Origin of the sequence: uncultured Pseudacidovorax sp., assembly GCF_913773995.1 — a bacterium.
Taxonomy (GTDB): Bacteria; Pseudomonadota; Gammaproteobacteria; order Burkholderiales; family Burkholderiaceae_C; genus Xenophilus.
Genome location: NZ_CAJYES010000048.1, coordinates 1 through 21,409 on the forward strand (window position 1 = coordinate 1; position 21,409 = coordinate 21,409).

21 protein-coding genes and 1 pseudogene are annotated in these 21,409 nt (G+C 67.0%); 18 read left to right on the plus strand and 4 right to left on the minus strand.

Features of this window, described 5'->3' with window-relative positions:
* The 10 genes from QZ772_RS04490 to QZ772_RS04535 form a co-directional block, all read left to right on the plus strand.
* Window positions 1–232 (plus strand): LysR substrate-binding domain-containing protein (locus QZ772_RS04490; RefSeq protein ID WP_295523452.1); only part of this gene is annotated, 232 nt, incomplete at its 5' end.
* A 112-nt stretch (window positions 233–344) separates the two neighbouring features.
* On the plus strand, window positions 345–986 hold the full coding sequence (locus tag QZ772_RS04495) for a peroxiredoxin (protein WP_295523454.1): 642 nt from the start codon (window positions 345–347) through the stop codon (window positions 984–986).
* Window positions 987–999: 13 nt separating this feature from the next.
* Window positions 1,000–1,578 carry an alpha/beta hydrolase gene (locus QZ772_RS04500; protein WP_295523456.1) on the plus strand — a complete coding sequence of 193 codons (579 nt, stop codon included), beginning with the start codon at window positions 1,000–1,002 and terminating at the stop codon, window positions 1,576–1,578.
* Window positions 1,575–2,585, plus strand: a complete 1,011-nt coding sequence (locus QZ772_RS04505; RefSeq protein WP_295523458.1) for a sulfate ABC transporter substrate-binding protein — start codon at window positions 1,575–1,577, stop codon at window positions 2,583–2,585. The genes QZ772_RS04500 and QZ772_RS04505 overlap by 4 nt, the downstream gene beginning before the upstream one ends.
* 4 nt (window positions 2,586–2,589) lie before the next feature.
* Window positions 2,590–3,477, plus strand: a complete 888-nt coding sequence (cysT, locus tag QZ772_RS04510; protein ID WP_295523460.1) for a sulfate ABC transporter permease subunit CysT — start codon at window positions 2,590–2,592, stop codon at window positions 3,475–3,477.
* A gap of 14 nt (window positions 3,478–3,491) precedes the next feature.
* Window positions 3,492–4,379 carry a sulfate ABC transporter permease subunit CysW gene (gene cysW / locus QZ772_RS04515; protein ID WP_295523461.1) on the plus strand — a complete coding sequence of 296 codons (888 nt, stop codon included), beginning with the start codon at window positions 3,492–3,494 and terminating at the stop codon, window positions 4,377–4,379.
* 70 nt (window positions 4,380–4,449) lie between these two features.
* Entirely contained in the window at window positions 4,450–5,556 is a 1,107-nt protein-coding gene (locus tag QZ772_RS04520; protein ID WP_295523463.1) for a sulfate ABC transporter ATP-binding protein, read from the plus strand.
* Entirely contained in the window at window positions 5,553–6,053 is a 501-nt protein-coding gene (locus QZ772_RS04525; RefSeq protein WP_295523465.1) for a disulfide bond formation protein B, read from the plus strand. The genes QZ772_RS04520 and QZ772_RS04525 overlap by 4 nt, the downstream gene beginning before the upstream one ends.
* Window positions 6,054–6,276: 223 nt before the next feature.
* Complete coding sequence (gene phbB, locus QZ772_RS04530; protein WP_295523467.1) at window positions 6,277–7,014, plus strand: acetoacetyl-CoA reductase; 738 nt, start codon at window positions 6,277–6,279, stop codon at window positions 7,012–7,014.
* Between the two features lie 133 nt (window positions 7,015–7,147).
* Window positions 7,148–8,866 (plus strand): cation:proton antiporter, encoded by a 1,719-nt coding sequence (locus tag QZ772_RS04535; RefSeq protein WP_295523469.1) that lies wholly within the window; start codon window positions 7,148–7,150, stop codon window positions 8,864–8,866.
* Here the strand turns inward: QZ772_RS04535 and QZ772_RS04540 are convergent.
* Complete coding sequence (locus QZ772_RS04540) at window positions 8,861–9,265, minus strand: hypothetical protein (protein ID WP_295523471.1); 405 nt, start codon at window positions 9,263–9,265, stop codon at window positions 8,861–8,863. The two genes, QZ772_RS04535 and QZ772_RS04540, sit on opposite strands and share 6 nt — an antisense overlap.
* Before the next feature lie 208 nt (window positions 9,266–9,473).
* Here QZ772_RS04540 and QZ772_RS04545 point away from each other — a divergent pair, with 208 nt between their 5' ends.
* A complete protein-coding gene (locus tag QZ772_RS04545; protein WP_295523473.1) occupies window positions 9,474–10,061 on the plus strand; it encodes a hypothetical protein in 588 nt (195 codons plus the stop codon).
* A 21-nt stretch (window positions 10,062–10,082) separates the two neighbouring features.
* Here the strand turns inward: QZ772_RS04545 and QZ772_RS04550 are convergent, their stop codons facing one another.
* Together QZ772_RS04550 and QZ772_RS04555 are read right to left on the minus strand one after the other, a co-directional pair.
* Window positions 10,083–11,609, minus strand: coding sequence for an MDR family MFS transporter (locus QZ772_RS04550; protein ID WP_295523475.1), 1,527 nt, complete (start codon window positions 11,607–11,609; stop codon window positions 10,083–10,085).
* A complete protein-coding gene (locus QZ772_RS04555; RefSeq protein ID WP_295523477.1) occupies window positions 11,606–12,121 on the minus strand; it encodes a MarR family transcriptional regulator in 516 nt (171 codons plus the stop codon). The genes QZ772_RS04550 and QZ772_RS04555 overlap by 4 nt, the downstream gene beginning before the upstream one ends.
* Window positions 12,122–12,353: 232 nt before the next feature.
* Between QZ772_RS04555 and dusA the strand changes: the two genes are divergently transcribed.
* Window positions 12,354–13,367 (plus strand): tRNA dihydrouridine(20/20a) synthase DusA, encoded by a 1,014-nt coding sequence (gene dusA, locus QZ772_RS04560; RefSeq protein WP_295523479.1) that lies wholly within the window; start codon window positions 12,354–12,356, stop codon window positions 13,365–13,367.
* A 96-nt stretch (window positions 13,368–13,463) separates the two neighbouring features.
* Here the strand turns inward: dusA and QZ772_RS04565 are convergent, their stop codons facing one another.
* Window positions 13,464–14,111, minus strand: coding sequence for a GntR family transcriptional regulator (locus tag QZ772_RS04565; RefSeq protein ID WP_295523481.1), 648 nt, complete (start codon window positions 14,109–14,111; stop codon window positions 13,464–13,466).
* A gap of 139 nt (window positions 14,112–14,250) precedes the next feature.
* On the opposite strand from QZ772_RS04565, the gene scpA reads away from it, so the two are divergent.
* From scpA to QZ772_RS04595, 6 genes and pseudogenes are all read left to right on the plus strand, one after another.
* Window positions 14,251–16,404 carry a methylmalonyl-CoA mutase gene (scpA, locus tag QZ772_RS04570; protein WP_295523483.1) on the plus strand — a complete coding sequence of 718 codons (2,154 nt, stop codon included), beginning with the start codon at window positions 14,251–14,253 and terminating at the stop codon, window positions 16,402–16,404.
* 98 nt (window positions 16,405–16,502) lie between these two features.
* A complete protein-coding gene (locus QZ772_RS04575; RefSeq protein WP_295523485.1) occupies window positions 16,503–17,033 on the plus strand; it encodes a GIY-YIG nuclease family protein in 531 nt (176 codons plus the stop codon).
* 50 nt (window positions 17,034–17,083) lie between these two features.
* On the plus strand, window positions 17,084–18,139 hold the full coding sequence (meaB, locus tag QZ772_RS04580; protein WP_295523491.1) for a methylmalonyl Co-A mutase-associated GTPase MeaB: 1,056 nt from the start codon (window positions 17,084–17,086) through the stop codon (window positions 18,137–18,139).
* Window positions 18,136–19,668 (plus strand): acyl-CoA carboxylase subunit beta, encoded by a 1,533-nt coding sequence (locus QZ772_RS04585; RefSeq protein ID WP_295523487.1) that lies wholly within the window; start codon window positions 18,136–18,138, stop codon window positions 19,666–19,668. Before meaB ends, QZ772_RS04585 begins: the two co-directional genes overlap by 4 nt.
* A 25-nt stretch (window positions 19,669–19,693) precedes the next feature.
* Entirely contained in the window at window positions 19,694–20,311 is a 618-nt protein-coding gene (locus tag QZ772_RS04590) for a glutathione S-transferase family protein (protein ID WP_295523489.1), read from the plus strand.
* Between the two features lie 38 nt (window positions 20,312–20,349).
* A pseudogene (locus QZ772_RS04595) lies at window positions 20,350–21,378 on the plus strand (biotin carboxylase N-terminal domain-containing protein); the annotation flags it as partial.
* Window positions 21,379–21,409: the final 31 nt, after the last annotated feature.

Genomic DNA, 21,409 nt, shown 5'->3' on the forward strand with positions numbered 1-21,409 from the left:
GCTGACCTTGCGCTTCGCGATGGAGCAGGGCGTGGGCATCGGCTTCCTGCCCGACTACCTGTGCCGCGAGGCCGTCCAGTCCGGCGCTTTGTTGAAGGTGGTGCCCGACTGGCAGCCGCCGCTGGGCATCGTGCACGCCATGTTCCCGCCGCGCCGGGCCCTGGTGCCCGCCGTGCGCGCGGTGCTGGACTTCCTGACAGAGGTGCTGGGGACGGGTGAGCCGCCAGCGTGAATCAGCTTATGTGCCGGGCCGCATAACCAAACAAGAAGATATTCGTTTGTGATCGAAGCGCGGCTCTCCAGAATGCAGCATCCCTTCACTTTCCCTGCCAAAGGAAGACGCCATGGCCACGCTGCGACTCGGTGACACCGCCCCCGACTTCACCCAGGATTCCTCCGAAGGTGCGATTCATTTCTATGACTGGGCAGGCGACTCGTGGGTGGTGCTGTTCTCGCACCCCGCCGATTTCACGCCGGTGTGCACCACCGAACTGGGCAAGACGGCCGCCCTGGGCGGCGAATTCGCCAAGCGTGGCGTCAAGCCCATCGCGATCAGCGTCGATCCGGCCGACAAGCACAAGGAATGGATCGGCGACATCAACGAGACGCAGAACACCACCATCAACTTCCCGATCCTGGCCGATGCGGATCGCAAGGTGGCCGAGCTGTATGACCTCATTCACCCGAACGCGTCGGCCACCGCCACGGTGCGCAGCGTTTTCATCATCGACCCGAAGAAGGTGGTGCGCGCCACCATCACCTATCCAGCGAGCACGGGCCGCAACTTTGACGAGATCCTGCGCGTGATCGACTCGCTGCAGCTCACCGACAGCCACAAGGTCGCCACCCCCGCCAACTGGAAGGACGGCGACGACGTGGTGATCGTGCCCAGCATCCAGGACCCGGAAGAGCTGAAGACGCGCTTCCCCAAGGGTTGGAATGCCGTGCGTCCCTATCTGCGCCTGACGCCGCAACCCAACAAGTGAGCCGCGCGCGGCCATGACGCAGCGCATCATCATCGTGCCGGGCTGGCGCGACTCCGGCCCCGGCCACTGGCAGAGCCTGTGGGCGGAACGGCTGCAGGACGCCGAGCGCGTGGTGCAGGACGACTGGGTCTCGCCCCGGCGCGAGGCCTGGGTCGGCACGCTGGAGCGGCTGATCCTGTCGCGGCCCGAACCGGTGGTGATCGCCGCCCACAGCCTGGGCTGCATCGCGGCCAGCCACCTGGGCGCGGAGGCCGCCGCCCACGTGCGGGGCGCGCTGCTGGTGGCGCCCGCCGACCCGGAGCGCCGGGCGGCGCTGGTCGACTTCGCGCCCGTGCCGTATGCGCGCCTGCCCTACCGCAGCATCGTCGTGGCCAGCACCACCGACCCCTTCTGCCCGGTGCGCCTGGCCGGCGCCTATGCCCGGGCCTGGGGCAGCGAATTCGTCCGCATCCAGAATGCGGGCCACATCAATGTGGATTCGGGCCACGGCGATTGGCCGCTGGGCCTCGCGCTGCTCGAATCCCTCACCGATGCCCCCAGCCGTCTGACGGCGGGTGCTCGGTCTTCCGTGCAACACTCCGCGACCTTATGAATTCCAAGATCAAGACCTTCGCCGCGGCCCTGACGGTGGCCGCCTCGGCCTTCGCCGGCAATGCCTTCGCCCAGAACCAGCTGCTCAACGCCTCCTACGACGTGGCGCGCGAGTTCTACAAGGACTACAACGCCGCCTTCGTCGCCCACTACAAGAAGACCACGGGCAAGGACGTCAAGATCGACCAGTCGCATGGCGGCTCCAGCGCGCAGGCCCGTTCGGTGGCCGACGGCCTCGATGCGGACGTCGTGACGATGAACACCAGCACCGACATCGACTTCCTCGCCGACAAGGGCGTGGTGGCCAAGGACTGGACCAAGAAATTCCCCGACAACGCCTCGCCCACCACCTCGACCATGCTGTTCCTGGTGCGTAACGGCAATCCCAAGGGCATCAAGGACTGGGACGACCTGATCAAGCCCGGCGTGCAGGTCGTGGTCGTCAACCCCAAGACGGGCGGCAACGGCCGCTATGCCTACTTGGCCGCCTGGGGCTACGTGAAGAAGAAGGGTGGCACCGACGCCCAGGCCGCCGAGTTTGTCGGCAAGCTGTTCAAGAACGTGCCGGTGCTGGCCCGCGGCGGCCGCGACGCCACCACGGCCTTCCTGCAGCGCAGCATCGGCGATGCGCTGATCACCTTCGAATCGGAAGTGGTCTCCATCGACCGCGAGTTCGGCGCCGGCAAGGTCGACGCCGTCTACCCGAGCATCAGCATCCTGGCCGAGAACCCGGTGGCGGTGGTCGAGCGCACGGTCGCCAAGAAGGGCACCGGGGAGCTGGCCAAGGCCTACCTGGACTACCTGTACTCGGACGAGGCGCAGGAGATCGCCGCCAAGCATGCGCTGCGCCCGCGCTCGCAGGCCGTGCTGAAGAAGAACGCCGCGACCTTCAAGCCGCTGCAGCTGTTCACCGTGCAGGAACTCTTCGGCAGCCTGGGCGAGGCGCAGAAGGTGCACTTCAACGACGGCGGCCAGTTCGACAAGCTCTACACCCCCGGCGCGCGCTGATTCCATGGCTGGTGTGACTTCACCGGCGCTGCCGACTCCGGCAGCGCCGGTTTCACGTTCAAGGGCCGGCGGCGCCAAGCGGGTGCTGCCGGGCTTTCACCTGACGCTCGGGTACACGATCTTCTATCTGTGCCTGATCGTGCTGATTCCGCTCAGCACGCTGGTCTTCAAGACCTTCACCATGAGCTGGGACCAGTTCTGGGTGGCCGTCAGCGCGCCGCGCGTGCTGGCCTCGTACCGGCTCACCTTCGGCGCGTCCTTCCTGGCCGCGCTGGTCAACCTGTTCGCCGGCCTGCTCGTGGCCTGGGTGCTGGTGCGCTACAAGTTTCCGGGCAAGAAGCTCGTCGACGCGCTCGTGGACCTGCCGTTTGCGCTGCCCACCGCCGTCGCTGGCATCTCGCTTACGGCGCTTCTGGCGGGCAATGGCTGGATCGGCCAATACCTGGAGCCGCTGGGCATCAAGCTCGCCTTCACGCCGGCCGGCGTGGTGATCGCGCTGATCTTCATCGGGCTGCCTTTCGTGGTCCGCACGGTGCAGCCGGTGCTCGAGGACACCGAGAAGGAACTGGAGGAAGCCGCCACCTCCCTCGGCGCCACGCGCTGGCAGACCTTCCGGCTCGTGATCCTGCCTTCGATCACGCCGGCGCTGCTCACCGGCTTCGCCATGGCCTTCGCCCGCGCCATCGGCGAGTACGGCTCCGTCATCTTCATCGCCGGCAACATGCCCATGATTTCCGAGATCACGCCGCTCATCATCATCGGCAAGCTCGAGCAGTACGACTACCAGGGCGCCACCGCCGTGGCGCTGGTCATGCTGGTCTTCTCCTTCCTGATGCTGCTGGTCATCAACGCGTTGCAGGCCTGGCAGCGCAAGCGGGGGGTGTCGGCATGAGTGGTACCACGGGAATGCGCGCCGGCAGTGGCCGCGTGCGCGCGGGCACCACCGAATCGCCCGCCGTGCGCTGGACGCTGATCGCGCTGGCGCTGGTCTTCATGTTCTTCTTCCTGGTGCTGCCGCTGGCCGCCGTCGCCACCGAGGCGCTGCGCAAGGGCTGGGGCGCTTATGTGGAGGCGCTGAAGGAGCCGGACGCCTGGTCCGCCATCGAGCTGACCCTGATCACGGCCGCCATCTCGGTGCCGCTGAACCTGGTGTTCGGCGTGGCGGCGGCCTGGGCCATCGCCAAGTACGAGTTCAAGGGCAAGGCCTTCCTCACCACGCTGGTGGATCTGCCCTTCGCCGTCTCACCCGTGGTGGCCGGCCTGATCTACGTGCTGGTGTTCGGCGCCCAGGGCTGGCTCGGTCCGTGGCTGTCGGAGCACAACATCAAGATCATCTTCGCCGTGCCCGGCATCGTGCTGGCGACCGTGTTCGTGACCTTTCCGTTCATCGCGCGGGAGCTGATTCCGCTGATGCAGGCGCAGGGCACCGAGGAGGAGCAGGCCGCCACCGTGCTGGGCGCGAGCGGCTGGCAGACCTTCTGGCATGTGACGCTGCCTAACATCAAGTGGGGCCTGCTGTATGGCGTGATCCTATGCAACGCGCGCGCCATGGGCGAGTTCGGCGCGGTGTCGGTGGTGTCGGGCCACATCCGCGGCCAGACCAACACCATGCCGCTGCATGTGGAGGTGCTCTACAACGAGTACCAGTCCGTCGCCGCCTTCGCCGTCGCCTCGCTGCTGGCGGTGCTGGCGCTGGTCACGCTGGTGATCAAGACGGTGGCCGAATGGCGTCACGAGCGCGAGATGAAGGCGCTGTCCGAACTGCCGCCGGAGCGGCCCGCGCCGGCTGCCTGAGACGGCCTTCCAGAGTGGCCCTGCCGCCCGCGCGGCGCGGCCCCCGAACAGAACAAGAGTTAGCCAAACCATGAGCATCGAAATCCGCAACGTCAGCAAGCGCTTCGGCGACTTCCATGCGCTGCGCGACGTCAGCCTGAACATCGATTCGGGCGAACTGTTCGCGCTGCTGGGCCCCTCGGGCTGCGGCAAGACCACGCTGCTGCGCATCATCGCCGGCCTGGAGACGGCCGACACCGGCAGCATCCTGTTCAGCGGCGAGGACACCACCGACGTGCACGTGCGCGAGCGGCAGGTGGGCTTCGTCTTCCAGCACTACGCGCTGTTCCGCCACATGACGGTCTTCGAGAACGTCGCCTTCGGCCTGCGCATCCGCCCCCGTCGCGAGCGGCCCAGCGACGCGCAGATCAAGGCCAAGGTGCTCGACCTGCTCAAGCTGGTGCAGCTCGACTGGCTGGCCGACCGCTACCCGGCGCAGTTGTCGGGCGGTCAGCGCCAGCGCATCGCCCTGGCGCGCGCGCTGGCAGTCGAGCCCAAGGTGCTGCTGCTCGACGAGCCCTTCGGCGCACTGGACGCCAAGGTGCGCAAGGAACTGCGCCGCTGGCTGCGCCGGCTGCACGACGAGCTGCATGTCACCTCCATCTTCGTGACGCACGATCAGGAAGAGGCGCTGGAGGTGGCCGACCGCGTGGTGCTGATGAACAGCGGCCACATCGAACAGGTCGGCTCGCCGCAGGAGGTGTGGGACCATCCGGCCAGCCCTTTCGTCTACGGATTCCTGGGCGACGTGAACCTGTTCCATGGGCGCGCCCACGAGGGCGAGGTCGAACTCCAGCAGGGCATGCGCTTCGCCGCCACCGAGGCCGACCGTGCGCAGGACGCCAAGGCGCTGGCGTATGTGCGCCCGCATGACTTCGACATCGCCCCGTACGCGGGCGGCCAGTCGCAGGCGCACGGCATCGTGGCCCGCATCACGCGCGCCATCGTCGTCGGTCCGATCGCGCGCATGGAACTCGAACCGATGGAAACGAATCCGGATAATCCGGGCGCTGGAACGGTGATCGAAGTGCAGATTCCTGCCCAGCAGTTCCGCGAGTTGGGTCTGCGCGAGGGCGACACGGTGATCGCGAGCCCGCGCCGGGCCCGCGTTTTCGTCGACCAAGGATCAGGGATTTGAACCAACTATTCGGCGCGCCCCGGCGCATTCACGGGCTCATCGCCGCGGCCTGCGTGGCCATGCTGGCCTTCGGCATGTATCTGCAGCATGTGGTGGGGCTCGAGCCTTGCCCCATGTGCATCGTCCAGCGTTATGCGCTGATCCTGGTGGCCGTGTTCAGCGCGCTGGCCGCCGCCACGGGTGGCAACGGCTTGCGCAAGTTCTGGGGCTTCGTGGCCCTGGTGTTCGCGGGCGGCGGCGCTTTTACCGCAGCGCGCCAGAGCTGGCTGCAGTGGCATCCACCCGAGTTCGCCAGCTGTGGCCGCGACATCTACGGGATGATCGAGACCTTCCCGCTGCAGCGCGTGGTGCCGATGATCTTCCGCGGCAGCGGCGATTGCTCGCAGATCGACTGGACCTTCCTGGGCCTGTCGATCGCCAACTGGTCCTTCCTGTGCTTTGTCGCCTTCGGGCTGGTGTTCTTGGCGCTGCTCTTTCAGCGCCAGCGTCGCCGCTGACCGACGGACTGTCGACTCCTGTCCGCCCGGGCCCCGCCGTGGTGCATGACGCGCCCGGCGGGGCTTTTTCGTGCACGTGGGCTGTGCGCGCCGGCTGTCGCGCGGTCTTGACCTGCGGTTTGTCCTCATCTCTTTAGAGGGGCCATGCCACCGAAACCTCAAGAAATGTCGCTAAAGTGACCAAGCCGGCAAGGAAGCCGGATCAACCCAAGGAAAGCACAGGATGAGCAAGAAAGTCGCTTACGTCACCGGAGGCATGGGAGGCATCGGAACCGCAATCTGCCGCCGTCTGCATCAGGATGGATTCACGGTGATCGCCGGTTGCGGGCCGACCCGCGATTTCAGCAAGTGGCTTGCAGAGCAGAAGGAAGAAGGCTTCGAGTTCCACGCCTCCGTCGGCAACGTCGGCAACTGGGATTCGACGGTGGAGGCCTTCTCCAAGGCCAAGGCCGAGCACGGCAGCATCGACGTGCTGGTCAACAACGCCGGTATCACCCGCGACCGCATGTTCGTGAAGATGACGCCCGACGACTGGAACGCGGTCATCGAGACCAACCTCAACAGCATGTTCAACGTCACCAAGCAGGTGGTGGGCGACATGGTCGAAAAGGGCTGGGGCCGGATCATCAACATCAGCTCGGTCAACGGCGCCAAGGGCCAGGCCGGGCAGACCAACTACTCCGCCGCCAAGGCCGGCATGCACGGCTTCACCATGGCCCTGGCGCAGGAGCTGGCGACCAAGGGCGTTACGGTCAACACCGTGAGCCCGGGCTACATCGGCACCGACATGGTCAAGGCCATCCGTCAGGAAGTGCTGGACAAGATCGTCGGCACCATCCCGGTCAAGCGCCTGGGCGAGCCGAGCGAGATCGCCTCGATCATCTCGTGGCTGGCCTCCAGCGAAGGCGGCTATTCGACGGGCGCGGACTTTCCGGTCAACGGCGGCCTGCACATGCACTGATCACGGGGCGCGCCCCCATCCGCCCCGGCGCCGCCGGGGCCTCTCGGAGCCCGCCTTGCGCGGGCTTCGCGCTTCTGGGGTCGGACAATCCCCCCACCACGGCCCGTCCAGCGGCGTCCTGCAAAATGGGTCGATGCACCATGGCGCCTCCCTCATCAGCACGATCGCAGCCGCCCTGGGGCTGGCGCTCGCCCTCGGATTCATCGCGGCGCGCCTTCGGCTGCCGGCGCTGGTGGGCTATCTGCTCGCCGGCGTGATCATCGGGCCGTTCACTCCAGGATTCGTGGCCGACGCCGACATCGCCTCGCAGCTGGCCGAGATCGGCGTGATGCTGCTGATGTTCGGGGTAGGCCTGCATTTCTCGCTGGACGATCTGCTTCAGGTGCGGCGCATCGCGCTGCCGGGCGCACTTGTGCAGATCGTGGCCGCCACCTGCATGGGCGGACTGCTGGCGCTCTGGTGGGGCTGGAGCATCGGGGCGGCGCTGGTCTTCGGGCTGGCGCTGTCGGTGGCCAGCACCGTGGTGCTGCTGCGGGCGCTCGAGAGCATGGGCATTCTGGACACCCACACCGGCCGCATCGCCGTCGGCTGGCTGGTGGTGGAAGACCTGGCGATGGTGCTGGTGCTGGTGCTGCTGCCGCCCCTGTCGCAGGTGCTGGGCGGCCGCGTGGAGGAAGGTGGCGACGGCTCCATGGCTTCGCTGGGTCGCACGCTCGGCGTCACCCTGCTGCAGGTCGGCGGCTTCGTCGCACTGATGCTGATCGTGGGACGCCGCGTGTTTCCCTGGCTCCTTTGGCAGGTCACGCGAACCGGCTCGCGCGAGCTGTTCACCTTGTGCGTGGTGGCGGCGGCCGTCAGCATCGCCTTCGCTTCGGCGTCATTGTTCGGCGTCTCCTTTGCGCTGGGCGCCTTCTTTGCCGGCATGGTGATGCGGGAGTCCGAGTTCAGCCATCGCGCGGCGGAGGAATCGCTGCCACTGCGCGATGCCTTCGCGGTGCTGTTCTTCGTGTCGGTGGGCATGCTGTTCGACCCCAGCGTCCTGCTCAGTCGGCCGCTGCAGGTGCTGGCGGTCGTGCTTGTGATCGTGGTGGGCAAGTCGGTCGCCGCCTGTCTGTTGGTGCTGGCATTCCGTTATCCCCTTGCGACGGCGCTGACGGTGAGCGCGAGCCTCGCGCAGATCGGCGAGTTCTCCTTCATCCTGATGGCTCTGGGCCTGCGCATGGAGCTATTGCCGCCCGAGGCGCAGAGCCTGGTGCTGGCCGGGGCGCTGGTGTCCATCGCGACCAATCCGCTGTGGTTCAGTGCCATTCAACCCATCCTGAGCTGGTTGCGGCTGCATTCCTCGCTCGCCCGCCGGCTGGAGGCACGGGACGACCCGCTGGCGGAGCTGCCTGCGACCACGGCGGCACGATACCTGTCTCGCCAGGTTGTGCTCGTGGGCTATGGCCGGGTGGGCCGGCGGATCGCCGCGCAATTGCGCGCGCACGACATCCCCTTCGTGGTGGCGGACCAGAACCGCGAACTGATCGAGCGGCTGCGGGAAGAGGGCGCCGCCGCTGTCTGGGGCGATGCCGCGGAGCCCTCGGTGCTCATCCAGGCTCACATCGCCCGGGCGAGGGTGCTGGTGGTGGCCATCGCCGATCCGCTGAACGTGCGGCAGATGATCGACACGGCACGCACGCTCAACCCGGAAGTCGAGGTGGTGCTGCGCAGCCACAACGAGGACGAGGCACAACTGCTGCGGCAGGAGCTGGCCGCGACCGTCTATCTGGGCGAGCACGAACTGGCACAGGCGATGGCGGGCGATGTGCTCAGTCGCGCGTTGCCGCCGGTGCCGGTCACTGCCTCATAGGTCTTCGATGACCAGCGTGCGGTAGCGCTGGCCCATCACGAAAGGCGTCTCGCGTAACAGGGTGCGCAGCCGCTCCACGTCCTCATCGTTCTCAGTGCGCACCAGCAGGCCGACGTGGCCTTCGAGTGCCAGACGCACGTAGGCCCGGACCGTCGCCCCCTCGGTACCCGCTGACGGCAGAGGATCGTCGGCGCCCGAGGTGGTCGGCCCGATCGAATCGATGATGGCTGCCGCCGGCACGAAGGCAACGTCGTCGCCAGTCACCCCGCCCTGCGCCAAGGCATCTGCGGCAGCGCGCGCAGCACCCTCGTCAGGGAACATGAGCATCGTGTGGCCCGTGGGATAAAAGGTCTTGCCGAGCGTCGAGAGCATGTCGGGCGTCAGGGCGAAAGGCTTCATGGCGTCTCCAGGTTGGCGCCGATTGGAATGGCCCGAAGGCGGGCCCAGCGACCGGATCAACGTAGGGAGATGGGTCTCGCCTTTCTGTAGGAGCAAGCCTCTGCGGGGTGACCGGATTTGTTAACGATCACGCCTCGATTGCGAAATATGTTTCTAATTGTGAAGTATTCGATACCTTTCTAGCTCTTCCGGCGCCTAGGATGGCGGCATGAAAAGCGGTGTTGCGTTTCGATGGCTTCCTTATGTGGGGATCGGCGGTTTGTTGGCCGGCGCCGGGGCGGCGCTGTGGGTGGCGCCGCCGCAAACCTCTTCTGAATGGGCGGCCTGGGTGCAGGCCGCTTCGGTGCTGGTGGCGCTGTGCCTGGCGCTGCGTCTGCAATACGCCGCGGGCCGTCAGGCTGCGCGTCAGGCCGAACAGGTAGCGACGCTCTTCGCCGCCAACATGCATTGGGTGTTCCGTGAACTCAGCGATGCCTGCATCAAGCACGCCTGGGCGGACTTCGCCGTCCATCGGCGCGTGCTGCAGGAAGTCCTGGCGCAGGGCCGCGAAGTGAGCCTGCAACAGATCGATGGCTCGGGCCTGGCCATGGTGACCAGCCTGCGCGCCATGGCCGTGGAAGGCCTGGAGATGGTGGCCAGCCACACGCCACAGGGGGACTGGCACGAGTTGCACCGCTATTTCGAAAAGCGCCTGCCCAGCATTGCCGGCTGGCTGGCGCTGTACGGCCATCCGCCGGAAAACAGCGGACCGACCGATTACCAGGGGCTGCGGACCTCCTTCGGCCAGTTCGGCTGAGCGGGCGAGGCCCCCGCACTTTCAGTGCGGAATCTCGGCCGGCCCGCCGGCGGCCCTGGGCGGCCGACGGATGAGCAGGAGCAGCGGGATCGTCACCGCCGTCAGCACCATCATGATCCAGAAGTCGTCGAGGTACGCCACCATGGCGGCTTGACGTGTGACCTCGGCATTCAGCACCGCCAGCCCGGTCTGGGTGCCCAGGTCCATGGCGGGTGGCAGCGCCAGCAGTCCCTGGTTGCCTGGCGCCACCAGCGCGGCCAGGTTGGCGTGCGCCCGGCCCGAGCCTTCGGTGAGCAGCGTCTGAACCGCGGATATGCCGACGCTGCTGCCGATGTTGCGCATCAGGCTGAAGATCGGCGTGCCCTGGTTGCGCAGGCGTGCGGGCAGCGTCGCAAAGGTGGCCGTCGACAGCGGCACGAAGGTGAAGCCGATGCCCAGACCCTGGATGAAGCCCGAGGTGACGATGAGCGTGCTGTCCATTTCCGGCGTGTAGCGCGTCATCTGCCACAGCGAGAAGGCCGTCAGGCCGAAGCCGGCCGCCATGATGGCGCGCACATCGATCCGATGGACCAGCCGGCCGACCACGATCATGGCGATCATCGTCCCCACGCCGCGCGGCGCGGTCACGGCGCCTGTGTAGACGACGGGGTAGCCCATCAGGCCCTGCAGGAAGTTCGGCAGTAACGAGGTGGTCGCGAACAGGATGATGCCGACGATGAAGGCGAAGAACTGGCCGGTGACGAAGTTGCGGTCCTTCAGCAGGTCCCGGTTGAGAAAGCTCACGCCCTGCACCGTCCAGGTGTGGACGGCGAAGAAGGCGAGGGCGACGACGGCCCCGACCGCCTCCAGGCGGATCTCCCAGGCGTCGAACCAGTCCAGTTGTTCGCCGCGATCGAGGAAGAGCTGCAGCAGACCGATGCCGAGGCTGAGCGTCGCGAATCCGAAGACGTCCAGCTTTTCGGCCTTCGGACGGCTTTCCGGCAGATAGCGGGCGATGCCCCAGAAGGCCACGACGCCCACCGGTAGGTTGATGAAGAACACCCAGCGCCAGTCGAGCTGATCGGTCAGCCATCCGCCCAGCAGCGGGCCCAGGATGGGGCCGATCATGATGCCGGCGCCCCAGATGGCCATGGCCTGGCCCACCTTCTCGCGCGGGTTGATGTCGAGCAGCACGGCCTGCGACAGCGGCACCAGCGCCGCGCCGAACACGCCCTGCAGCAGCCGCGCGCCGACGATCTCGACCAGCGAGCCGGCGATGCCGCACAGCGCCGAGGCCACGGTGAAGCCCACCACCGACACCAGGAACACGCGCCGCCGGCCCCACCGACCACAGAACCAGCCCGTCAGCGGCAGGGTGATGGCTGCCGCGACGATGTACGAGGTCAGCACCCAGGTGATCTGGTCCTGCGAGGCCTGCAGGCTGCCCTGCATGTGGGGCAGGGCGACGTTGGCGATGGTGGTGTCCAGCGCCTGCATGATCGTCGCCAGCATGATCGAGATGGTGATCATGCCGCGGTGGGGCACCGTGTTCTGGGGCGTGGAAGTCATGGGGCAGTCTCCTCGGACCCACTGGTCGCGCTGTCGTCAGGCGGCTCGGGCGCCGACCCGGCCTCGGGCTGCCAAGCCAGGAGACCCTCACGGGCCTTGGCCAGTAGTAAGAGGAGCTGGGCCTGCTCGGCGGCGTTGAGGGTGACGAGGCCGTGGGCTAGCACCTCGTCGCTGATCGCGAGGGCCTGGTCCATGGCGTCGAGGGCGCGCGGCGTGGCATAGATGAGCTTGACGCGGCGGTCGCTGGGCGAGGGCTCGCGCCGGATCCAGCCTCCGGCTTCCATGCGGTCGCACATGGCGGCAACGGCCATGGCGCTCGTCTCCAGCCGCTGGGCCAGCGCAGCCTGGGACAGCGGTTCCGGCTGCTCGGGATGGGCCAGCGCCCAGAGCAGCCGGCATTGCGCAAGGGAGAGGCCCATCCGCTCGCGGGCCAGCCGGTCGAAGTGCGCGCCGTGCAGCTTGGCCACCTGGTTCACCAGAAAACTGAAGCGCTTGGAGGGGTCGGTTTTCATAAACACCTATATCGTAAGTATGTTTATTAAATGAGCCTGACCACGCTGGGTGCCGGCTCAACCCGTCGCCAGGCGAGCCTTTGCGCGCGCGTTAGGAGGACCTGGGAAAATGCCGGCCTTTCGCCGCCCGCGCCCCTGGCGTCGTGCGGCGTCGTGTTTTCCTCTTCGCGAAACGATGCCGCGTCCAGTGCCGTTCCTTGGCCAGCCGCTCGATCAGCCCCAGCCCCGCCCCATGAACGACCAGGTCCCTCCCTCCTCACCGCAGGCGTCACTGCCCATCGGCCGGCTTTCCGTAGCCCCGATGCTCGACTGGACGGACAGGCACTGTCGCTACTTCCACCGTCTGCTCAGCCGCCACGCCCTGCTGTACACCGAGATGGTGAACACCGGCGCCATCCTGCACGGCGATGCGGCGCGGCACCTGCGTTTCGACGAGGCCGAGCATCCGGTGGCGCTGCAACTGGGTGGCAGCGAGCCGGCCGATCTGGCGGCCAGCGCGCGGCTGGGCGAGCAGTGGGGGTACGACGAGATCAACCTGAATTGCGGCTGCCCCAGCGAACGCGTGCAGCGCGGCGCCTTCGGTGCCTGCCTGATGGCCGAGCCGGCGCTGGTGGCCGATGGCGTGAAGGCGATGCTGGACGTGGTGAGCGTTCCGGTCACCGTCAAGCACCGCATCGGGATCGACCGGGTGGAGAGCTACGACTTCGTGCGGGACTTCGTCGGCACCGTGGCCGACGCCGGCTGCCGGCATTTCATCGTGCATGCCCGCAACGCGTGGCTGAAGGGCTTGAGCCCCAAGCAGAACCGAGAGATTCCGCCGCTGCGCTACGAGCTGGTACACCGGCTCAAGCACGACTTTCCGCAGCTGTTCATCGCCATCAACGGCGGCATCCAGACCGAGGAGCAGGTTCACGCGCAGCTGCGCCTACTCGACGGCGTGATGGTGGGCCGCGAGGCCTACCACAACCCGTGGTGGCTCTCGCAGTGGGACAGCGCGTTCTTCGGCGATGCGCCGCGCGAGCTGGCGCGCGAGGAGGTGGAGGCACAGATGTGCGACTACATGCGGCGCGAGCGGCAGGCCCATGGCACGTCCTGGCAGTCGATCGCGCGCCACATGCTGGGGCTGCGCAACGGCCTGCCGGGCGCACGCCGCTGGCGGCAGGTGTGGAGCGACCATCGCCTGCGCGAGCTCGATCCGCATGAGGTGATGGCCCGGGCGCATGCGTCCATCACGGCCGAGGTCTGACTCAGGGACTTCCGGCGTCGGCTGGGCCGCCGTACTGACGGCCGATGCCGCATTTCGCCGCAGCAGCGCGTCAGCAGAAGCAGCGCGAGTCGCGTCTCAGGAGGCCGCCTCCAGCCCGTTCGCAAAATGCTCGCGCATGCGCGTCTCGGCCGCCTGCGGGTCGCGCGATTCAATGGCGGCCACGAGTGCGCGGTGCTCCGCCAACGATTCCTCGATGCGGCCTGCCTTCAGCAGCGAGTTGTGGCGATTGAGCTTCATCACCTTGCGCAGGTCGGCCACCATCTGGTCGCGCCAGCGGTTGTCGGCGATGGCCAGCAGCCGCATGTGGAAGCGTTCGTTGACGCCGAAGAAGTGTTCACGGTCTACGTGGCCGGGGCGTGCGGCCGCTTCCAGCTCCTCGTGCAGTGCCCGCAGCTCGGCGATCTGGGCGTCAGTCGCGCGGGTGGCGACCACGCCGGCCGCGTCGCTCTCCAGCAGGGCGAGCAGGTGGTACACGTCGGCCAGGTCGCGGTCGGACACCTCGGTCACGTAGGCGCCCCGGCGCAGCTTCATCGTCACCAGGCCTTCGGCGGCCAGCACCTTCAACGCCTCGCGCAAGGGTGTGCGGCTGATGCCCAGTTCTTCCGCGATGCGCAACTCGTCGATCCAGCTGCCCGGCTCCAGCTCGCGGCGGAAGATGCGCTGGCGCAGTAGCTCCGCCACCTCTTCATAGAGCGCGCGCGGGGTGAGGGTCAGGGCAGACATGAGCGCGACTGTATCGCAGAAGAAGTCCCTAATTCATAATTGAATTAATAATTACAGACGGCTAGACTTGCGGGGTTCCCCGGGGTCGGCCAGCGTGGCCGCACTTCCGGCACCAGAGGTCAAGCGAGAGAGACGAAGCATGGCGGATTCCGAATTCAAGCCCTCCACCCTCGAAGACTGGGCGCGCGCCGCGGCCAAGTCGGCCCCCGGCGGCGACGTCTCGTCGCTGAACTGGGTGACGCCCGACGGCATCAACGTCAAGCCGCTCTACACCGCCGCCGACCTACAGGGCCTGGGTTACAGCGACACGCTGCCCGGATTCGAGCCCTACATCCGCGGCCCGCAAGCCACGATGTATGCCGTGCGGCCCTGGACCATCCGCCAGTACGCCGGCTTCTCCACGGCCGAAGAGTCCAATGCCTTCTACCGCAAGGCGCTGGCCGCGGGCGGGCAGGGCGTCTCGGTCGCCTTCGACCTCGCCACCCACCGCGGCTACGACAGCGATCACCCGCGCGTGACCGGCGACGTGGGTAAGGCAGGCGTGGCTATCGATTCGGTGGAGGACATGAAGATCCTGTTCGACGGCATTCCGCTCGACAAGGTCAGCGTGTCGATGACCATGAACGGCGCCGTGCTGCCCGTGCTGGCCGGCTACGTGGTGGCGGCGGAAGAGCAGGGCGTGCCGCAGAACCAACTCAGCGGGACCATCCAGAACGACATCCTCAAGGAGTTCATGGTCCGCAACACGTATATCTACCCGCCCGAGCCGAGCATGCGGATCATCGGCGACATCATCGAGTACACGGCGAAGAACATGCCGAAGTTCAACTCGATCTCGATCTCCGGCTACCACATGCAGGAAGCCGGCGCCAATCAGGCGCTGGAACTTGCCTTCACCCTGGCCGATGGCAAGGAGTACGTGAAGACCGCCATCGCCAAGGGCATGGACGTGGACGACTTCGCCGGGCGGCTCAGCTTCTTCTGGGCCATCGGCATGAACTTCTACCTCGAAGTCGCCAAGATGCGCGCCGCGCGCCTGCTGTGGTGCCGGATCATGAAAGGCTTCAACGCGAAGAACCCCAAGAGCCTGATGCTGCGCACGCACTGCCAGACCTCGGGCTGGTCGCTGACCGAGCAGGACCCGTACAACAACGTGGTGCGCACCACCATCGAGGCGATGGCTGCGGTGTTCGGCGGCACGCAGTCGCTGCACACCAATGCGCTGGACGAGGCCATCGCGCTGCCCACCGAATTCAGCGCCCGCATCGCCCGCAACACCCAGCTCATCATCCAGGAAGAGACGCACATCACCAACGTCATCGACCCCTGGGCCGGCAGCTACATGATGGAAAAGCTCACCCAGGACATGGCCGATGCCGCCTGGGCCATCATCGAAGAGGTCGAAGCCATGGGCGGCATGACGAAAGCCGTGGACAGCGGCTGGGCCAAGCTCAAGATCGAGGCCGCGGCGGCCGAGAAGCAGGCCCGCATCGACTCGGGCCGCGACGTCATCGTCGGCGTCAACAAATACAAGCTCAAGAACGAGGATCCGGTCGAGATCCTCGCCATCGACAACATGAAGGTGCGCGACCAGCAGGTGGCGCGTCTGCAGAAGATTCGCGCCGCGCGCGACGGCGCGAAGGTGCAGGCGGCGCTCGATGCGCTCACCGCCGCGGCCGAGAAGAGCGAGGGCAACCTGCTCGACCTGAGCATCCAGGCCATCCGCCTGCGCGCCACGGTGGGCGAGGTGTCCGACGCGCTGGAGAAGGCCTTCGGCCGCCACCGCGCCGACACGCAGAAGGTGACTGGCGTCTATGCCGCCGCCTACGACTCCGCCGAGGGCTGGGAGGCGCTCAAGAAGGAGATCGACACCTTCGCCGAGGACCAGGGCCGTCGCCCGCGGGTGATGATCTCCAAGCTCGGCCAGGACGGCCACGACCGCGGCGCCAAGGTGGTCGCCACGGCCTTCGCCGACCTGGGCTTCGACGTGGACATGGGGCCGCTGTTCCAGACGCCCGAGGAATGCGCCCGCCAGGCCATCGAGAACGACGTCCATGCCGTGGGCGTGAGCACGCTGGCGGCGGGCCACAAAACGCTGGTGCCGGCCATCATCGAGGAGCTGAGGAAGCAGGGCGCGGACGACATCATCGTGTTCGTCGGCGGCGTCATTCCGCGGCAGGACTACGAGTTCCTGTACGAGGCGGGCGTGAAGGGCATCTATGGGCCCGGCACGCCGATTCCGGCCAGCGCGAAGGATGTGCTGGAGCAGATCCGGGCGGCTGTCGCCGCTTGAGGCGGGCTGCGTTTGTCCCACCGTAGCCCCACCGCGGATCCCTCGCAGCCTTTTCCACCGTTCGGGCTGAGCTTGTCGAAGCCCTTCTTCCCCTTCGTGTGAAGCCCTTCTTCGTCTACCTGCTCCGTTGTGCGGACGGCTCCTACTATGCGGGCCATACCGACGACCTGGATGCGCGCCTGCAGCAGCATGTCGCCGGCCGGATCGGCTACACCGCCACGCGCAAGCCGTTCACGGTGTCGTGGCAGGGCGAGTTCGAGACGCGTGAAGCTGCGCTGGCCTTCGAGTTGCGGATCAAGGGATGGTCGCGGGCGAAGAAGGAGGCGCTTGCGCGGGGGGATTGGGTCGCGATCCAGCAGTTGGCGCGTTCGCGGGCCAGCGCCGCTGATCGTTTCGATCCAAACCTGGCGGAGCACATGGCCCAGAGCCAGGGTCAGGGTCAGGGCCAGGGCCAGGGCCAGGGCCAGGGCTCACATTCCGTTTGCCCTGAGCTTGTCGAAGGGCAGAACGGCGCACAGGCAGGACTTGCGCCCCGGCTTCGACAAGCTCAGCCCGAACGGACTGGGGGCAGCGAGGCGGCCTGGCAGCCGACAATCCCATCAAACCCGTCAGCCGAGGCAGCCGCGTGACCCAGGCGCCTTCTCCTTACGTCGACGCCATCCTGCATGGCGCCACGCCAATGGCCCAACGCCGCGCCATGGCCAAGGCGATCACGCTGCTTGAATCGACCCGGGCCGACCACCGCGCCCAGGCCGACGAACTGCTCACGGCGCTGCTTCCGCACACGGGCCACAGCTTTCGCCTCGGCATCTCCGGCGTCCCGGGCGTCGGCAAGTCGACGTTCATCGAGGCCCTGGGCCTGCACCTGATCGACCAAGGCCACCGCGTGGCGGTGCTCACCATCGACCCATCGTCCACCGTGTCCGGCGGCTCCATCCTCGGCGACAAGACGCGCATGGAGCGCCTCTCGGTGCACGAGCAGGCGTACATCCGCCCCAGCCCCTCGTCGGGCACGCTTGGCGGCGTGGCGGAGAAGACGCGTGAGGCCATGCTGGTCTGCGAAGCTGCCGGCTACGACGTGGTGATTGTCGAGACCGTCGGCGTCGGCCAGAGCGAGACGGCCGTGGCCGGCATGACCGACATGTTCGTGCTGCTGCAACTGCCCAATGCCGGCGACGACCTCCAGGCCATCAAGAAGGGCGTGATGGAGATCGCCGATCTGGTCGTCATCAACAAGGCCGACATCGACGCCGATGCGGCCACGCGGGCCCAGGCGCAGATCACCTCGGCGTTGCGGCTCTTCGGCCATCACGGCAACCCGCAGCACGTGCAGGCCATGCACGACGCCCACGCCGGCGCCGAAGTGCGCCACTGGTTGCCACGAGTGATGCAGCTCAGCGCGCTGACAGGCGCTGGCGTGGACCGCTTCTGGGCCGCCGTGGCCGAGTTCCGCCAGCTTCAGAGCGCGAACGGCCGCCTGGCCGCGCGTCGCGAGAAGCAGGCCCTGGCCTGGATGTGGGAACGCATCGAGGCCGGCCTGCGTCAGGCATTCCGCCAGCATGCGCAGGTGCGTGAGCAGCTTGCGGGCGTCTCTGCGGAAGTGGCCGCCGGCCGCTTGGCTGCGTCCACCGCCGCGCGCCAGTTACTGGCTCTGGCCGCGCAGCCACCTTTCCCCGAATCACGGACGGCCACTGATGCGCCGCCCGCCTCATCCCCAACCGACAGGACACCATGAAGGACATCCTCGAAGAACTCGAACGCCGCCGTGCGCAGGCGCACCAGGGCGGCGGCCAGAAGCGCATCGATGCGCAACATGCCAAGGGCAAGCTCACGGCGCGCGAGCGCATCGAACTGCTGCTCGACGACGGCACCTTCGAAGAATGGGACATGTTCGTCGAGCACCGCTGCACCGACTTCGGCATGGCGGACAACAAGATCCCCGGCGATGGCGTGGTCACGGGCTACGGCATGATCAACGGGCGGCTCGTCTTCGTCTTCAGCCAGGACTTCACCGTATTCGGTGGTGCGCTCTCCGAGGCGCATGCCGAAAAGATCTGCAAGGTGATGGACCAAGCCATGAAGGTGGGCGCACCCGTCATCGGCCTCAACGATTCGGGCGGGGCGCGGATCCAGGAGGGCGTGGCCTCGCTGGGCGGCTATGCCGACGTGTTCCAGCGCAACGTGATGGCCTCGGGCGTGGTGCCGCAGATCAGCCTGATCATGGGTCCCTGTGCCGGCGGCGCCGTGTACTCGCCGGCCATGACCGACTTCATCTTCATGGTGAAGGACTCCAGCTACATGTTCGTCACCGGCCCCGAGGTGGTGAAGACGGTGACGCACGAGAACGTCACGTCCGAGGAACTGGGCGGCGCCGTCACCCACACCACCAAGAGCGGCGTGGCCGACCTGGCCTTCGAGAACGACGTGGAGGCGCTGATGATGCTGCGCCGCCTCTACAACTACCTGCCGCTGTCCAACCGCGAGAAGCCACCGGTGCGCCCGAGCGGCGATCCCGCCGACCGGGCCGACCTCTCGCTGGACACGCTGGTGCCCGACAACGCCAACAAGCCCTACGACATGAAGGAGCTGATCCTCAAGGTCGTGGACGACGGCGACTTCTTCGAGCTGCAGCCCGACTACGCCAAAAACATCGTGATCGGCTTCGCGCGCATGGAAGGCCAGAGCGTGGGCATCGTCGCCAACCAGCCGCTGGTGCTGGCCGGTTGCCTGGACATCAAGAGCTCGATCAAGGCGGCGCGCTTCGTGCGCTTCTGCGATGCCTTCAACATCCCGGTCGTCACCTTCGTGGATGTGCCGGGCTTCATGCCCGGCACCAGCCAGGAATACGGCGGCATCATCAAGCACGGCGCCAAGCTGCTCTATGCGTACGCCGAATGCACGGTGCCCAAGATCACCGTCATCACGCGCAAGGCTTATGGCGGTGCCTACGACGTGATGGCGTCGAAGCACCTGCGCGGCGACGTCAACCTGGCCTGGCCGCGCGCCGAGATCGCGGTGATGGGCGCCAAGGGCGCGGTGGAGATCATCTTCCGCGAGGAGAAGAAGGACCCGGAAAAGCTTGCCGCCCGCGAGGCCGAATACAAGGCCCGCTTCGCGAACCCCTTCGTGGCCAGCGCGCGCGGCTACATCGACGACGTGATCCTGCCACACGAGACGCGCAAGCGCATCTGCCGCAGCCTGGTGATGCTGCGCGAGAAAAAGCTCGAGAACCCGTGGCGCAAGCACGGGAACATCCCGCTGTGAGCGCCGTGCAGTCAAGGAGCACACCATGACCCTGAGCCTCTACTACCACCCGTACTCGCGCGCCGCGGGAACGCTCTGGGCGCTGGAAGAAGCCGGCGTCGACTACGAGTTGAAGGTCGTCGACATCATGAAGGGCGAGCAGAAGGGCCCCGAGCTGATCTCGAAGAACCCGATGGGCAAGTTGCCCACGCTGGTGGACGGCGACGTCGTCGTGACCGAGTCGGCCGCCATCGCGCTCTACTTGGCCGATCGCTATGCACAGCGCCTGGCGCCGACGCTGGACGATCCGCAGCGCGGCACCTACCTGCGCTGGTCGCTGTTCGCGCCGAGCGTGATCGAGCCTGCCGTCATGGCGAAGCATTCGGGCTGGACCGTCAAGGAGATGTCGGCCGGCTGGGGCAGCTTCGACGCCATGCTCGGCGCAGCGGAGGCCGCCGTTGCGGGCAAGGACTTCCTGCTGGGCGAGCGCTTCTCCATGGCCGACGTGGTGTTCGGCGGCACGCTGCGCTTCATGATCGCCTTCAAGCAGATCGAGTCCACGCCCGTGTTCGCCGACTATGTCGCTCGCCTGGACGCGCGGCCTGCCTTCCAGCGTGCCGAGGCCAGGAATGCCGCCATGCGCCAGTCGATGGGCCTGCAGTGAGCAGCGCCGCATCGCAACGCCCAAAGAACGGAGCCGCAATGTTCAAGAAGATCCTGATCGCCAACCGCGGCGAAATCGCCTGCCGCGTCATCAAGACCGCCCGCAAGATGGGCATCCGGACCGTGGCCGTGTACTCGGACGCGGACCGCGACGCCCGCCATGTCGAACTGGCCGACGAGGCCGTGCACATCGGCGCGGCGCCTTCCCGCGAGTCCTACCTGAGGGCCGACCGCATCGTCGAGGCCTGCAAGAAGACCGGCGCTGAGGCGGTGCACCCCGGCTATGGCTTCCTATCGGAGAACGAGTCCTTCGCCAAGCGTGTGGAAGAAGAGGGCATCGTCTTCATCGGGCCCAAGCACCATTCCATCGCCGCCATGGGCGACAAGATCGCCTCCAAGAAGCTGGCGAACGAGGCCAAGGTCAACACCATCCCCGGCTACAACGAGGCCATCGACACGCCCGAGCAGGCGGTGGAGATCGCCAAGGGCATCGGCTATCCGGTGATGATCAAGGCCAGCGCCGGCGGCGGCGGCAAGGGCCTGCGCGTGGCCTTCAACGACAAGGAGGCGCTGGAGGGCTTCACCTCCTGCCGCAACGAGGCCCGCAATTCCTTCGGTGACGACCGCATCTTCATCGAGAAGTTCGTGGAACAGCCGCGGCACATCGAGATCCAGGTGCTGGGCGACAGCCAGGGCCACGTCATCTACCTCAACGAGCGCGAATGCTCGATCCAGCGACGCCACCAGAAGGTGATCGAGGAGGCGCCGTCCCCCTTCATCAGCGAGGCGACACGCAAGGCCATGGGCGAGCAGGCCGTGGCGCTGGCCAAGGCCGTGAATTACCAGTCGGCCGGCACGGTGGAGTTCGTGGTCGGCAAGAACCAGGACTTCTACTTCCTGGAGATGAACACGCGCCTGCAGGTGGAGCACCCGGTCACCGAGTGCATCACCGGTCTGGATCTGGTGGAGCTGATGATCCGCGTCGCAGCCGGCGAGCCGCTGCCGCTGACGCAGGCCGACGTGAAGCGCGACGGCTGGGCCATCGAATGCCGCATCAATGCGGAAGATCAGATCGGAAGAGCACACGTCTGAACTCCAG

Excerpts from the sequence above, each read along its gene's own strand:
- QZ772_RS04495 (WP_295523454.1), top strand. The coding sequence starts at position 345 with ATGGCCACGCTGCGACTCGGTGACACCGCCCCCGACTTCACCCAGGAT.
- QZ772_RS04500 (WP_295523456.1), top strand. The coding sequence starts at position 1,000 with ATGACGCAGCGCATCATCATCGTGCCGGGCTGGCGCGACTCCGGCCCC.
- QZ772_RS04505 (WP_295523458.1), top strand. The coding sequence starts at position 1,575 with ATGAATTCCAAGATCAAGACCTTCGCCGCGGCCCTGACGGTGGCCGCC.
- cysT (WP_295523460.1), top strand. The coding sequence starts at position 2,590 with ATGGCTGGTGTGACTTCACCGGCGCTGCCGACTCCGGCAGCGCCGGTT.
- cysW (WP_295523461.1), top strand. The coding sequence starts at position 3,492 with ATGCGCGCCGGCAGTGGCCGCGTGCGCGCGGGCACCACCGAATCGCCC.
- QZ772_RS04520 (WP_295523463.1), top strand. The coding sequence starts at position 4,450 with ATGAGCATCGAAATCCGCAACGTCAGCAAGCGCTTCGGCGACTTCCAT.
- phbB (WP_295523467.1), top strand. The coding sequence starts at position 6,277 with ATGAGCAAGAAAGTCGCTTACGTCACCGGAGGCATGGGAGGCATCGGA.
- QZ772_RS04535 (WP_295523469.1), top strand. The coding sequence starts at position 7,148 with ATGCACCATGGCGCCTCCCTCATCAGCACGATCGCAGCCGCCCTGGGG.
- QZ772_RS04540 (WP_295523471.1), bottom strand. The coding sequence starts at position 9,265 with ATGAAGCCTTTCGCCCTGACGCCCGACATGCTCTCGACGCTCGGCAAG.
- QZ772_RS04545 (WP_295523473.1), top strand. The coding sequence starts at position 9,474 with ATGAAAAGCGGTGTTGCGTTTCGATGGCTTCCTTATGTGGGGATCGGC.
- QZ772_RS04550 (WP_295523475.1), bottom strand. The coding sequence starts at position 11,609 with ATGACTTCCACGCCCCAGAACACGGTGCCCCACCGCGGCATGATCACC.
- QZ772_RS04555 (WP_295523477.1), bottom strand. The coding sequence starts at position 12,121 with ATGAAAACCGACCCCTCCAAGCGCTTCAGTTTTCTGGTGAACCAGGTG.
- dusA (WP_295523479.1), top strand. The coding sequence starts at position 12,354 with ATGAACGACCAGGTCCCTCCCTCCTCACCGCAGGCGTCACTGCCCATC.
- QZ772_RS04565 (WP_295523481.1), bottom strand. The coding sequence starts at position 14,111 with ATGTCTGCCCTGACCCTCACCCCGCGCGCGCTCTATGAAGAGGTGGCG.
- scpA (WP_295523483.1), top strand. The coding sequence starts at position 14,251 with ATGGCGGATTCCGAATTCAAGCCCTCCACCCTCGAAGACTGGGCGCGC.
- meaB (WP_295523491.1), top strand. The coding sequence starts at position 17,084 with ATGGCCCAACGCCGCGCCATGGCCAAGGCGATCACGCTGCTTGAATCG.
- QZ772_RS04585 (WP_295523487.1), top strand. The coding sequence starts at position 18,136 with ATGAAGGACATCCTCGAAGAACTCGAACGCCGCCGTGCGCAGGCGCAC.
- QZ772_RS04590 (WP_295523489.1), top strand. The coding sequence starts at position 19,694 with ATGACCCTGAGCCTCTACTACCACCCGTACTCGCGCGCCGCGGGAACG.